Annotated in this window: 11 protein-coding genes; 10 read left to right on the forward strand and 1 reads right to left on the reverse strand. The window is 51.5% G+C overall.

Going from position 1 to position 13,662, the window contains the following annotated elements:
- Window positions 1-328: 328 nt before the first annotated feature.
- The 6 genes from SBG_RS00180 (at window position 329) to nhaR (ending at window position 8,528) form a co-directional block, all read left to right on the forward strand.
- Window positions 329-1,822 carry a sulfatase family protein gene (locus SBG_RS00180; protein ID WP_000754365.1) on the forward strand — a complete coding sequence of 498 codons (1,494 nt, stop codon included), beginning with the start codon at window positions 329-331 and terminating at the stop codon, window positions 1,820-1,822.
- Window positions 1,823-1,927: 105 nt separating this feature from the next.
- On the forward strand, window positions 1,928-3,124 hold the full coding sequence (locus SBG_RS00185) for an anaerobic sulfatase maturase (RefSeq protein ID WP_001189147.1): 1,197 nt from the start codon (window positions 1,928-1,930) through the stop codon (window positions 3,122-3,124).
- Between the two features lie 17 nt (window positions 3,125-3,141).
- Window positions 3,142-4,395, forward strand: coding sequence for an IS1/IS1595 family N-terminal zinc-binding domain-containing protein (locus SBG_RS00190; RefSeq protein ID WP_000457888.1), 1,254 nt, complete (start codon window positions 3,142-3,144; stop codon window positions 4,393-4,395).
- 118 nt (window positions 4,396-4,513) lie between these two features.
- Entirely contained in the window at window positions 4,514-6,229 is a 1,716-nt protein-coding gene (locus SBG_RS00195; RefSeq protein WP_000534443.1) for an aryl-sulfate sulfotransferase, read from the forward strand.
- Window positions 6,230-6,394: 165 nt separating this feature from the next.
- Window positions 6,395-7,561: a Na+/H+ antiporter NhaA gene (gene nhaA, locus SBG_RS00200; RefSeq protein WP_000681345.1), complete on the forward strand. Its 1,167-nt coding sequence runs from the start codon at window positions 6,395-6,397 to the stop codon at window positions 7,559-7,561.
- Window positions 7,562-7,622: 61 nt separating this feature from the next.
- Window positions 7,623-8,528, forward strand: a complete 906-nt coding sequence (gene nhaR, locus SBG_RS00205) for a transcriptional activator NhaR (protein ID WP_000062870.1) — start codon at window positions 7,623-7,625, stop codon at window positions 8,526-8,528.
- 209 nt (window positions 8,529-8,737) lie between these two features.
- Here nhaR and rpsT read toward each other — a convergent pair whose 3' ends face one another.
- A complete protein-coding gene (gene rpsT / locus SBG_RS00210) occupies window positions 8,738-9,001 on the reverse strand; it encodes a 30S ribosomal protein S20 (protein WP_001518655.1) in 264 nt (87 codons plus the stop codon).
- Between the two features lie 102 nt (window positions 9,002-9,103).
- Between rpsT and SBG_RS00215 the strand changes: the two genes are divergently transcribed.
- From SBG_RS00215 to lspA, 4 genes are read left to right on the forward strand one after another with little or no spacing between them, the layout of a single operon-like run.
- Window positions 9,104-9,322: a DUF2575 family protein gene (locus SBG_RS00215; protein WP_013991353.1), complete on the forward strand. Its 219-nt coding sequence runs from the start codon at window positions 9,104-9,106 to the stop codon at window positions 9,320-9,322.
- Window positions 9,323-9,329: 7 nt separating this feature from the next.
- Window positions 9,330-10,268 carry a bifunctional riboflavin kinase/FAD synthetase gene (ribF, locus tag SBG_RS00220; protein ID WP_000767304.1) on the forward strand — a complete coding sequence of 313 codons (939 nt, stop codon included), beginning with the start codon at window positions 9,330-9,332 and terminating at the stop codon, window positions 10,266-10,268.
- 32 nt (window positions 10,269-10,300) lie between these two features.
- Entirely contained in the window at window positions 10,301-13,135 is a 2,835-nt protein-coding gene (ileS, locus tag SBG_RS00225) for an isoleucine--tRNA ligase (RefSeq protein ID WP_001286831.1), read from the forward strand.
- The gene (gene lspA, locus SBG_RS00230; RefSeq protein ID WP_000042742.1) at window positions 13,135-13,632 is read left to right on the forward strand and encodes a signal peptidase II; all 498 of its coding nucleotides are present in this window, start codon (window positions 13,135-13,137) and stop codon (window positions 13,630-13,632) included. Before ileS ends, lspA begins: the two co-directional genes overlap by 1 nt.
- Window positions 13,633-13,662 lie beyond the last annotated feature (30 nt).

Genomic DNA, 13,662 nt, shown 5'->3' on the forward strand with positions numbered 1-13,662 from the left:
TATATAAAAACTGTTGCTTATTATGAGGTTAGCCTTCACATATCAACATATAATGACATACTGATCTACGCATTAAAAAATGACAGGATATTTGCGATCTTCATCACTTGTTACGATTCTTTTTTTTTATACTCTTTTCGCTATTCGAGTTAGTCTCGTGGAAGTATTTATATCATTAATATAATACCTGTGAATATATTGCGATTTATATTCTGTCTTTATGATTTCATGCCTGTATGAACACAGCGGATTTCGTGTAAGTGTTAAAACTTTCGTCTATTGGCAAATATGTCGCAGGAAAGTTCTGCGATAACGCAAAGGAGTTGAAATGAAAAAAACAGTCATTGCCAGCATGATTGGACTGGCGCTTTGTGCGACAAGTACATTATCTGTCGCGCACGCGGCTGCCGAAAAACGCCCGAACTTAGTTTTTATTGTGGCAGATGATCTTGGCTATGGTGATTTGGCGACCTACGGGCACCAGATAGTAAAAACCCCGAATATCGACCGCCTGGCGAAAGAAGGGGTCAAATTTACTGAATACTATGCGCCGGCTCCTTTGTGCTCTCCTTCCCGCGCCGGGATGTTAACAGGCCGTATGCCCTTCCGCACCGGTGTACGCTCGTGGATCCCTGAAGGTACCAATGTTTCTATTGGACGTAACGAATTGACCATCGCTAATCTGCTGAAACAGCAGGGTTACGATACCGCGATGATGGGTAAACTGCATCTCAACGCCGGGGGCGATCGTACCGATCAGCCGCAGCCAAAAGAGTTAGGCTTTGATTACTCACTGGTGAACCCGGCTGGCTTTGTGACCGATGCTACGCTGGATAATGCCAAAGAGCGCCCGCGTTACGGTGTTGTCCACCCAACCGGCTGGATGCGTAACGGCAAACATATTGATCGTGCGGATAGCATCAGCGGCGAATTTGTCAGTTCTGAAGTGGTGAACTGGCTGGATAACAAGAAAGACGACAAACCGTTCTTCTTATACGTTGCCTTTACGGAAGTTCACAGCCCACTGGCCTCGCCGAAAAAATACCTCGATATGTATTCACAATACATGAGCGAATACCAGAAGCAACATCCCGATCTGTTCTACGGCGACTGGGCGGATAAACCGTGGCGCGGTACCGGTGAATATTACGCCAATATCAGCTACATGGATGCGCAAGTCGGTAAAGTACTGGATAAAATTAAAGCGATGGGGGAGGAAGATAATACCATCGTCATCTTCACCAGTGATAACGGCCCGGTAACGCGTGAAGCGCGTAAAGTCTACGAGCTGAACCTCGCAGGCGAGACTGATGGTTTACGTGGCCGTAAAGATAACTTATGGGAAGGCGGTATTCGCGTTCCGGCAATTATCAAATACGGTAAACACATTCCGCAGGGCGTCGTTACCGATACGCCGGTGTATGGTCTGGACTGGATGCCGACGCTGGCGAACATGATGGATTTCAAACTGCCGACCGATCGTACCTACGACGGGCAATCGCTGGTTCCGCTGCTGGAGCAGAAAACGTTAAAACGTAATAAGCCGCTGATCTTCGGTATTGATATGCCGTTCCAGGATGATCCGACCGATGAATGGGCGATCCGCGACGGTGACTGGAAAATGATCATCGATCGTGAAAATAAACCTAAATACCTCTACAACCTGAAAAAAGACCGCTTCGAAACACTGAACCAAATTGGCAAACAGCCTGAAATTGAAAAACAGCTGTATGGCAAATTCCTGAAAATGAAACAGGACATCGATAACGACGCATTAATGAAAGCCCGTGGCGACAAACCAACGCCGGTGACCTGGGGCTAAAAGGATAAGTATAAAAAATATTAAGTATGCCACTTAGGGCCCTGCCCGCCTGATTCAGCGCCTTCGTGCTGAATCAGGTTCTTTTATTTTAGGGATACGGAAAATATGCAACGGAAAAGCTGTCAGGTAATGATCAAACCGACCGGGTCAGTGTGTAATCTTGATTGTAAATATTGCTTCTATCTGGAAAAAGAAATGCTCTATCCCGATAGAAAAAGCCATTACAAGATGACGGAAGAAACGCTGGCGTTGTTTGTACAACAGCATATTGCGGCGCAGGATGTGGATGAGGTGATTTTTGCGTGGCAGGGTGGGGAACCGACGTTGATGGGGCTGCCATTTTACCGCCAGGCGGTAGCGCTTCAGCAACGCTATGCTAATGGAAAAGCCATCGTTAATACTTTTCAGACCAATGGCATTCTGATTGATGATGAATGGGCGAAATTTTTCAGGGCGCATGACTTTCTGGTTGGCATTTCTATTGATGGCGATGCGGCGCTACACGATGAATGGCGGGTAACTCGCGCAGGGCAACCAACCCATCATAAAGTTGAACAGGCGATAAAATGCCTGGTAAAGCATAGCGTTGAATTTAATACGCTCACGGTGGTGAGTCAGAGCAATATGCTGCATCCGCAGCGAGTTTATGCGTATCTGAAATCTATCGGCAGCCGCTATATGCAGTTTATTCCGCTAGTGGAAAGGGCGGCAAATAAAGACGGAATGCTGGCGCATCCGCAGGACGAACAAACTGCAGTGACTCCCTGGTCGGTGGACGGATTACAGTTTGGAAAGTTCCTGAATGCCATTTTTGATATCTGGATCCGCGAAGATATCGGCGATATCGGTATTCAACTCTTTGAACAAACGCTGGCGGCATGGTGTGGACTCCCCCCTCAAGTTTGCGTTTTTGCGCCCGTTTGCGGTAGCGCTTTTGCAATGGAAATGAACGGCGATGTGTATAACTGCGATCATTTCGTTTACCCGCAATATAAGCTCGGCAATATTAACGACACGCCACTGCGTCAGATGAATAATAGCGCGCAAAACCAGCAGTTTGGTCTCGATAAAAGCCGCGCGATGGCGCAGGAATGCCATACCTGCCCGTGGCAATTCGCCTGTTATGGCGGCTGCCCTAAACACCGCTTTTTGCCTTCGGCTTGCGGACCGATGAAGCAAAATTATCTTTGTGCCGGCTATCAGTGCTTTTTCTCTCATACCGCGCCGATGATGAAAGCGATGAAAACCCTTTACGAAAATAATCTGTCACCGGCGGAGATCCGGTCTGTTTTTTTTAAGTAATGCTCAAGGAGGAACGCATGTTTGCCAATATTAATGTGGACTGTTGTAAAACGCCGGGATGTAAAAATCTGGGCGTGTTGAACAGTCCGGATTATGTCCGCCAGGGAAAAGATGTTCTTTGTCGGGAATGTGGTTTCCTGTTTCCTGTTATTTCCGCCGGGGCGCTAAATCTTTTTCGCCACACGGTAAACCGGGGATGGAAAGGTCTGGTCAAACAGTGTCCTGCCTGTGGCAGCACCTCATTAAAGAAATACGGCTTCTCGACCCAGGGTGAACACCGCATGGCGTGTAGTCAGTGTCGGAAAACGTTTATCGTCCCCGAAAAAGCAAAAAGCGATCGCCGACAGGACGAGCTGGCAACCCTGATTGAAGAAGGAACGTCGCTTGCCGGGATCCGCTCACAGCTGAAATTAGACAGCACAGGCCTTAACCGGGCGCTGTTTAAACTATCCCGTCATGCGAACCTTGCCGAGCGATGCCAGCAGTTTCCGGCCTTCGATATCGCACTCAGCACCCGCGCTTTTCGGGTGAACTATAACGGTGGAGACAGCAGCCTGTATGTTCTGGTGACGGCAGAAGAACAAAGCGGAAGGGTGGTGGCGATTTCGTCAAATTATTCAGCACAGCCGCTGGATAAAGCCTGGCAGTATCAGTCGTATTATGAAGAACGGCTACCTCCGGGAACGCTGGCGCATATGGTGCAACGTAAGGAAGCGATTACCGCGCGCCGCGAAACATTATTTGATATCGATTACGGTCCGGCCTTGTTATATAAGAATGACCCCGGAATGATCGTAAAGCCAGTGTTGCCTGCCTACCGCCATTTTGAACTGGTGCGGATACTGACGGACGATCGCTCCTTAAACGTTCAGCATTACCTCGATCATGAATGCTTTATTCTGGGGGGATGCATGATGGCGAATATGCCGCATGTCCATCAGGGCCGTTGCCATATTTCGTTTGTCAAAGAACGCGGTACGACGCCGCCGCAAAAAGATATTCCGCCACGCCTGTTTTTAAGCGGCGGTATCCGTAACAATGTCTGGCGTACTTTTTCTACCCGCGATTATGCTATGGCGGTGTGTAATCTCACCGGTAATAAAAAAATTACCCAGCAACGTCATGCTACGTTACAAGGCGCGACGGCGTTCATTAATTATCTGTATGCGCATCCTTTTTTGGCGCAGCTTAATCGTCTGTCACCGGCAAATGTGACGGCAACGCTGGATTACCTGAAGTATGAATATAATCAATCCCGTAAGGCCGGATAACGCATCACATGCCGTGTGATAGAGCTGAGTTGATGGCTTTTGATTATCAGCCCACCCCTCTCCAGCGTATCTATGTCGTTGTTCCAGCAAGGAGCGACAACGATATACTGGAGAGATCATGGGTTCGTTCAAACATCAAAAGAATACACTTCCTGCTCCACGTCCTGCCGTCAATCAGGGGATTGATAAGCAAAATGCAGTGGTGCTCAACCATACGGCGATTTATGAGCACAGCCTCAGCCAGATTGCAGAAAGTAACACTGTACAAAATGCGCTGATTATTCTTAATCCGTTTACGACCGCGCCATTGAGCGCCTGGGCCGGTATCTGGAGTGCTGGCACCCGACGTCTGACGTTACGCATCGAGGACGTCGCGCAAACCGCCCTGCCGGTAGTACAGAATGTGACCCTGGCGGCTGGGGCAAACCTGTTACCGGTACTGGGGCTGGTGGCTGATACCGACAACCGCCTTACGATTCAGGAAGACGGCGTGGCGCTGGCAAGCTACATCATTACCACCCAGCCTCTGCCAGCCACCGATTCCGCCGAGGTACAGTTGGGGTTTCCTGTCATTAGCGTGACGCAACCGGCGACGGAGGCCGGGAAGATGGCGCCGGGCTGCTACTTTATTACCCACTTTGACCGCTATAACTACGCGCTGGACCAGAACGGTACGGTGCGCTGGTATGTTACCCAGGATTTTCCGTCCTACAATCTGGTGCGGCTCGACAACGGCCATTTTCTTGCCACCTCTGAAGCGAAAAATACCTATCTTGATATGTACGAATTCGACATGATGGGGCGGCTACATACTTTTTACGTCCTGGATAACCAGTTCCACCATTCTATCTGGCAGTGGGACAGCAGTACGATTGTCGCGCCGTCTGAATACACCGCCGGTCGACCTGACAATCTTAACACCAACGAGGATGGCGTTTCGGTGGTTGACCTCTCTACGGGGCTGGAAACCGCGTATTACGATCTGGCCATGGTGCTGGATGTCACCCGTCCATCGCGTCCTTCCGGCACCGCGCCGGGCGAAGATCCTGACGTTCAGGACTGGCTACACATTAACCAGAGTTATGTGAATGACACCAACAATCTGCTGGTGGCTTCCGGTCGTCATCAAAGCGCCGTTTTTGGCGTCGATCTGGAAACGCAGGCGTTGCGCTTTATTTTATCCACTCATGACGCCTGGTCGCAGACATATCAGCCTTATTTACTGACCCCCGTCGACGCAGAAGGGAATCCGCTCTATGACTTCAGCAGGCAGGAAGATATTGATGCCGCCAATCGCGATTTCTGGACCTGGGGTCAGCACAATGTGGTGGAAATCGCCAATGGTAAGCCGGGAATTGTTGAATTTATGGTCTTCGACAACGGTAACTTCCGCTCGCGCGATGACAGTAAAAGCCTGTTGCCACCGGATAACTTCAGCCGGATTGTGCACTTCGTTATCGATTTGAACACTATGACGGTAACCCGACCGTTTGAATACGGTAAAGAGCTTGGCGCGCGCGGCTACAGCAGTTGCGTTAGTGCTAAGGAAATTCAGGCTAACGGTAATATCGTGGTGCACTTTGCGGACTGTACGTTTGATGAAAACGGACGCGCCATTTCCTGCCAGCCTGGCGACAGTGATATGGTTGACCCGCAGGAAGGCACTCAGGCGATGGGCAATCTGATCCTGCAAGAGATTGACCCGACAAGCAAAACGGTGCTGTTTGAAGCCATGATGACGTCGGGCTACTATAAAAATGAAGCGCGCAACGGTGAAGGTTATCGTTACGATATCACCAGTTTCCGGGTGTATAAGATGGATTTGTACGCCTGAGCGTTATCTCGTCTGAGAAGATAGCGTCTACACTAAAGCCCGACACAGGCCGGGCTTTATTTCGTAAAAAGCGAGCTATCCATCATATATAATCTAATTTTAACGATGATTCGAACGGGGTAAGATAGTGGATTCGAAGAATTCACCTGATTGAGAGAATAAAAAGTGAAACATCTGCACCGATTTTTTAGCAGCGATGCCTCTGGGGGCATCATTCTCATCATCGCCGCTGCGCTGGCTATGCTGATGGCCAATATGGGCGCGACCAGTGGATGGTATCATCATTTTCTGGAGACGCCGGTTCAGTTACGGGTTGGGGCGCTTGAGATCAACAAAAACATGCTGTTGTGGATCAACGATGCCTTAATGGCGGTGTTTTTCCTGTTGATTGGTCTGGAAGTTAAGCGCGAACTGATGCAGGGCTCATTAGCCAGTCTGCGCCAGGCCGCCTTCCCGGTGATTGCCGCCATCGGCGGGATGATTGTACCCGCATTGCTCTATCTGGCCTTTAACTATGCCGATCCGGTCACTCGCGAGGGCTGGGCTATCCCTGCCGCGACGGATATCGCCTTTGCTCTGGGCGTACTGGCGCTGTTGGGTAGCCGTGTTCCGCTGGCGTTGAAAATTTTCCTGATGGCGCTGGCGATTATCGATGATCTGGGTGCCATCATTATTATCGCGCTGTTTTATACCAGCGATCTTTCAATGGCTTCGTTAGGCGTAGCGGCGTTTGCTATCGCTGTGCTGGCGTTATTGAACCTGTGTGGCGTCAGACGGACGGGCGTGTATATTCTGGTTGGCGCGGTGCTGTGGACGGCGGTCCTGAAGTCCGGCGTTCACGCGACGCTGGCAGGCGTTATTGTCGGCTTCTTCATTCCGTTGAAAGAAAAACATGGCCGTTCGCCAGCGAAGCGTCTGGAGCACGTTCTGCACCCGTGGGTGGCGTACCTAATCCTGCCGCTGTTCGCTTTTGCGAATGCTGGCGTTTCGCTTCAGGGGGTCACAATTGAGGGGCTAACCTCAATGCTACCGCTGGGGATTATTGCCGGTCTGCTGATTGGTAAGCCGCTGGGAATTAGCCTGTTTTGCTGGCTGGCGCTGCGTCTGAAACTGGCGCATCTGCCGCAGGGGACCACGTATCAGCAAATTATGGCGGTCGGTATTTTGTGCGGGATTGGCTTTACGATGTCGATCTTCATTGCCAGTCTGGCGTTTGGCAGCGTCGATCCGGAGCTTATTAACTGGGCGAAATTGGGCATTTTGATTGGCTCATTGCTCTCTGCCGTGGTGGGGTATAGCTGGTTACGTGCGCGTTTAAACGCGCCGGCATAATGGGGATAAGGGAAAGGGGAGCGATGTATCGCTCCCTCAGTGACTGTGAGCAGGGAGAGAAATGAGCATGTCTCATATTAACTACAACCACCTTTACTACTTCTGGCATGTTTATAAAGAGGGTTCCGTTGTGGGCGCTGCAGAGGCGCTTTTTTTGACGCCGCAAACCATTACCGGCCAAATCAAAGCACTGGAAGAGCGTTTACAGGGAAAGCTATTCAAACGTAAGGGACGCGGCCTCGAACCCAGCGAACTGGGCGAACTGGTTTTTCGTTATGCGGATAAAATGTTTACGTTAAGCCAGGAGATGCTGGATATCGTCAACTACCGTAAAGAGTCGAACCTGCTGTTCGACGTCGGTGTTGCTGACGCTTTATCCAAACGTCTGGTCAGTAGCGTTCTGGATGCGGCGGTGGTGGAGGACGAACCTATTCACCTGCGCTGTTTTGAATCGACGCACGAAATGTTGCTCGAACAACTTAGCCAGCACAAGCTGGATATGATTATCTCTGATTGCCCGATAGACTCCACGCAGCAGGAGGGGCTCTTTTCGGTGAAAATCGGCGAATGCAGCGTCAGTTTCTGGTGTACGAATCCGCTTCCCGAAAAAGCGTTCCCGGCCTGCCTGGAAGAGCGGCGGTTGCTGGTGCCAGGGCGTCGCTCGATGCTGGGACGCAAGCTGTTGAACTGGTTTAATTCGCAGGGGTTACAGGTTGAGATTCTCGGCGAGTTTGACGATGCGGCGTTAATGAAGGCGTTTGGCGCGACGCATAATGCGATTTTCGTGGCGCCGAGCCTTTATTCACTGGATTTTTATGCTGACGAATCGGTCATAGAGATTGGGCGCGTTGAAAATGTCATGGAAGAATATCATGCGATTTTTGCCGAGAGAATGATTCAGCATCCGGCGGTACAGCGGATTTGTAATGCGGATTACACGGCATTGTTTACACCGGTAAGCAAATAGAGCGTCTGTTACCGCTAGCGCGTTCAGTGCTGCCAGTAGATTTAACGCCGATATCCGGCGATATGGTGTTGCCTGATGGCGCTACGCTTATCAGACCTACGGACTATCGCTATTTTCTGTAGGCCGGATTAGGGGATTACGCCACCATCCGGCAGGCATAAAAAAACCCGCTTTCGCGGGTTTTTTCACAAAGCGTCAACAAGCGGCGATTAAGCCAGTTTGTTGATCTGTGCAGTCAGGTTAGCCTTATGACGTGCAGCTTTGTTTTTGTGGATCAGACCTTTAGCAGCCTGACGGTCCACGATCGGTTGCATTTCGTTAAATGCTTTCAGTGCAGCAGCTTTGTCGCCAGCTTCGATAGCTGCGTATACTTTCTTGATGAAAGTACGCATCATAGAGCGACGGCTTGCGTTGTGCTTACGAGCCTTTTCAGACTGAACGGCGCGCTTCTTAGCTGATTTGATATTAGCCAAGGTCCAACTCCCAAATGTGTTCTATATGGACAATTCAAAGGCCGAGGAATATGCCCTTTTAGCCTTCTTTTGTCAATGGATTTGTGCAAATAAGCGCCGTTAATGTGGCGACGCTCGTTACGTAGTGATGGCGCAGGATTCTATCAGCTTGGGGCCTGTGAATACAGCTTTTCCATGATAAAAATTGCATTAATCGCTGTGCTTTGGGGCCGGATTTGTCGCATGGCGATGAAAACCATCTTCTTTATGTTTTATCAGGGCAATCGCTGGTTAACCTTGACCGCTGTACAAGGTATACTCTTGCGATTTTCACTGTTTTGAGCCAGACATGAAGCTGATACGCGGCATACATAATCTTAGGCAGGCCCCGCATGGGTGTGTGCTGACCATTGGTAATTTCGACGGCGTACATCGCGGCCATCGCGCCTTACTGCAGGGCTTGCAGGAGGAGGGGCGTAGACGCGGGCTGCCAGTGGTGGTCATGATTTTCGAACCGCAACCTCTGGAGCTGTTTGCAACGGATAAAGCGCCGGCTCGCCTGACGCGTCTGCGTGAAAAACTGCATTACCTTGGGCAGTGCGGCGTAGACTATGTGCTGTGCGTGAGGTTTGATCGTCGCTTTGCCGCGCTTACGGCGCAAAATTTTATCAGCGACCTGCTGGTGGATCGACTCGGCGTCCAGTTTCTTGCCGTTGGCGATGATTTCCGCTTTGGTGCTGGCCGTGCGGGCGATTTCTTGTTATTACAGAAGGCGGGAGCGGAGTATGGTTTTGCTGTATCCAGCACCCAAACCTTTTGCGAAGGTGGTGTGCGTATCAGTAGTACCGCAGTGAGACAAGCGCTGGCGCAAGATAATCTGGCGCTTGCCGAAAGCCTGCTGGGACATCCCTTTACTATCTCCGGGCGTGTCGTTCATGGCGATGAATTGGGACGCACCATTGGCTTTCCGACGGCGAACTTACCGCTACGCCGCCAGGTTTCCCCAGTGAAAGGGGTCTATGCGGTGGAAGTGACCGGGCTTGGCGAGAAGCCGTTACCCGGCGTGGCAAACATTGGCACCCGTCCTACGGTGGCGGGTGTACGTCAACAGTTAGAAGTGCATTTGCTGGACGTTGTAATGGACCTTTATGGTCGCCATATAGATGTCATTCTGCGTAAAAAAATACGCAATGAGCAGCGATTCGCTTCGCTTGATGAGTTAAAAGCGCAGATTGTGCGTGATGAATTAACGGCCCGCGAGTTTTTTGGGCTATCAAAACCGGCGTAAGCCTACGTGATAAATACGGAAACGAGAATCTGATGAGTGACTATAAATCAACCCTGAATTTGCCGGAAACAGGGTTCCCGATGCGTGGCGATCTCGCCAAACGCGAGCCGGGAATGCTGGCGCGTTGGACTGATGATGACCTGTACGGCATCATTCGTGCGGCCAAAAAAGGCAAAAAAACCTTCATTCTGCATGATGGCCCTCCTTATGCGAATGGCAGCATTCATATTGGTCACTCGGTTAATAAGATTCTGAAAGACATTATCGTCAAGTCCAAAGGGCTTTCAGGATTTGACTCGCCTTACGTACCGGGGTGGGACTGTCATGGTCTGCCGATCGAGCTAAAAGTGGAGCAGGAGTACGGCAAGCCGGGCGAGAAATTCACCGCCGCTGAATTCCGCGCCAAGTGCCGCGAATATGCCGCCACTCAGGTGGACGGTCAGCGTAAAGACTTTATCCGTCTGGGCGTACTGGGTGACTGGTCGCATCCGTATTTGACGATGGACTTCAAAACCGAAGCCAACATCATTCGCGCGCTGGGCAAAATCATCAGCAATGGCCACCTGCATAAAGGCGCTAAGCCGGTACACTGGTGTGTAGACTGCCGTTCCGCGCTGGCGGAAGCAGAAGTGGAATACTACGACAAAACCTCGCCATCTATCGACGTAGCGTTCCAGGCGGCCGATCAGGATGCGGTAAAAGCGAAGTTTGGTCTGCCGGGCGTGAGCGGCCCAATCTCGTTGGTTATCTGGACCACCACCCCGTGGACGCTGCCGGCGAACCGCGCGATTTCTCTGGCGCCGGATTTCGACTATGCGTTGGTGCAAATCGACGGACAGGCGCTGATTCTGGCGAAAGATTTAGTTGAGAGTGTCATGCAGCGCATCGGCGTTGCCGATTACACCGTGCTGGGCACCGTTAAAGGCGCGGAGCTGGAACTGCTACGTTTTACCCATCCGTTTATGGGCTTCGACGTGCCGGCAATCCTTGGCGATCACGTCACGCTGGATGCCGGTACCGGCGCGGTACATACTGCGCCAGGCCACGGTCCGGACGACTACGTTATCGGTCAAAAATACGGGCTTGAAACCGCTAACCCGGTAGGACCGGACGGTGCTTACCTGCCGGGGACTTATCCGACCCTTGACGGGGTGAACGTTTTTAAAGCGAACGATATCGTCGTTGCGCTGCTGAGCGAAAAAGGCGCGCTGCTGCATGTCGAAAAAATGCAGCATAGCTACCCGTGCTGCTGGCGTCACAAAACGCCTATCATCTTCCGTGCCACGCCGCAGTGGTTCGTTAGCATGGATCAGAAGGGGCTGCGTGCGCAGTCGCTCAAAGAGATCAAAGGCGTGCAGTGGATCCCGGACTGGGGTCAGGCGCGTATCGAGTCGATGGTCGCCAATCGCCCGGACTGGTGTATTTCTCGTCAGCGTACCTGGGGCGTGCCGATGTCGCTGTTCGTACATAAAGAAACGCAGGAACTGCTCCCGCTTGAACGTACTCTGGCGGCAATGGAAGACGTGGCGAAACGCGTCGAAGTTGACGGCATTCAGGCATGGTGGGATCTCGACCCGAAAGAGATCCTCGGCGAAGATGCTGATCAGTACGAGAAAGTGCCGGATACGTTGGACGTGTGGTTTGATTCCGGTTCCACAAGTTATTCGGTAGTTGATGCGCGCCCGGAGTTTGCCGGTCACGCTGCCGACATGTATCTGGAAGGATCTGACCAGCATCGCGGCTGGTTTATGTCATCCCTGATGATTAGCGTGGCGATGAAAGGCAAAGCGCCCTACCGCCAGGTGCTGACTCACGGCTTCACCGTTGATGGTCAGGGACGTAAGATGTCCAAGTCCATTGGCAACACGGTGTCGCCGCAGGATGTCATGAATAAACTGGGCGCGGATATCCTGCGTCTGTGGGTGGCGTCTACCGACTATACCGGTGAAATGGCCGTTTCTGATGAGATCCTCAAACGCGCTGCCGACAGCTATCGCCGTATTCGTAATACCGCGCGTTTCCTGCTGGCGAACCTTAATGGCTTCAATCCAGCCACCGACATGGTAAAACCGGAAGAGATGGTGGTACTGGATCGCTGGGCGGTGGGATGCGCGAAAACGGCGCAGGAAGAGATTCTGAAGGCATACGACGCTTACGACTTCCATGAAGTGGTACAGCGCCTGATGCGTTTCTGCTCCGTTGAAATGGGCTCGTTCTATCTCGACATCATTAAAGACCGCCAGTACACCGCGAAGGCGGACAGTGTCGCGCGTCGCAGTTGCCAGACCGCGTTGTACCATATCGCAGAAGCGCTGGTGCGCTGGATGGCGCCGATCATGTCCTTCACCGCCGATGAAATCTGGGGCTATCTGCCGGGCGAACGTGAAAAATATGTGTTCACTGGCGAATGGTACGACGGTTTGTTCGGCCTGGAGGAGAATGAGGAATTTAATGACGCATTCTGGGATGATGTCCGCTATATCAAGGACCAGGTCAACAAAGAGCTGGAAAATCAGAAAGCTAATGGCATCAAATCGAATCTGGAAGCAAAAGTGACGCTGAAATATGCGGACGATGCTAAAGGTACGATCAAGAAGCTGAAACTGTTGGGTGAAGAGGTCAGATTTATCTTCATTACTTCCCAGTTCGTGATTTCTGAGCAAGCGGGGGGGATTGACGATGAGAATATCCAGTACAATGCTGGTAATACGACAGTTCAGGCCGTGGTAACGCGTGCCGAGGGTGAGAAATGTCCGCGTTGCTGGCATTACACTACTGATGTCGGCAAGGTGGCGGAACACGCAGATATCTGCGGACGCTGTGTCAGCAACATCGCCGGTACTGGCGAACAACGTAAATTTGCCTGATGAGTAAACCACTCTGTTCAACAGGACTACGCTGGCTGTGGCTGGTGGTAGTCGTGCTGATTATCGATTTGGGCAGCAAGTACCTGATCCTCCAGAATTTCGCTCTGGGGGATACGGTAGGGCTGTTCCCGTCGCTTAATCTGCATTATGCGCGTAACTACGGTGCGGCATTCAGCTTCCTGGCGGATAGCGGCGGCTGGCAGCGCTGGTTTTTTGCCGGGATTGCGATCGGTATCTGCGTGATCCTTGTGGTGATGATGTATCGCGCGAAAGCGTCGCAGAAGCTGAATAACATCGCGTATGCGCTCATCATTGGCGGCGCGCTGGGTAATTTGTTTGACCGTCTGTGGCACGGCTTTGTTGTCGATATGATTGACTTCTACGTCGGCGACTGGCATTTCGCGACGTTCAACCTTGCCGATAGCGCGATCTGTATCGGCGCGGCGCTGATCGTGCTGGAAGGCTTTTTGCCATCGAAAGAGAAAAAAACAGCCTGAGTGCTACCGGATATCGCTTATCAGGTTTGG

Source organism: Salmonella bongori NCTC 12419, assembly GCF_000252995.1.
GTDB classification, from domain to species: Bacteria; Pseudomonadota; Gammaproteobacteria; order Enterobacterales; family Enterobacteriaceae; genus Salmonella; species Salmonella bongori.

Coding starts and splice junctions, on each gene's coding strand:
- nhaR (WP_000062870.1), top strand. CDS start 7,623: ATGAGCATGTCTCATATTAACTACAACCACCTTTACTACTTCTGGCAT.
- SBG_RS00180 (WP_000754365.1), top strand. CDS start 329: ATGAAAAAAACAGTCATTGCCAGCATGATTGGACTGGCGCTTTGTGCG.
- SBG_RS00190 (WP_000457888.1), top strand. CDS start 3,142: ATGTTTGCCAATATTAATGTGGACTGTTGTAAAACGCCGGGATGTAAA.
- ribF (WP_000767304.1), top strand. CDS start 9,330: ATGAAGCTGATACGCGGCATACATAATCTTAGGCAGGCCCCGCATGGG.
- ileS (WP_001286831.1), top strand. CDS start 10,301: ATGAGTGACTATAAATCAACCCTGAATTTGCCGGAAACAGGGTTCCCG.
- SBG_RS00215 (WP_013991353.1), top strand. CDS start 9,104: ATGTGGCGACGCTCGTTACGTAGTGATGGCGCAGGATTCTATCAGCTT.
- SBG_RS00185 (WP_001189147.1), top strand. CDS start 1,928: ATGCAACGGAAAAGCTGTCAGGTAATGATCAAACCGACCGGGTCAGTG.
- SBG_RS00195 (WP_000534443.1), top strand. CDS start 4,514: ATGGGTTCGTTCAAACATCAAAAGAATACACTTCCTGCTCCACGTCCT.
- lspA (WP_000042742.1), top strand. CDS start 13,135: ATGAGTAAACCACTCTGTTCAACAGGACTACGCTGGCTGTGGCTGGTG.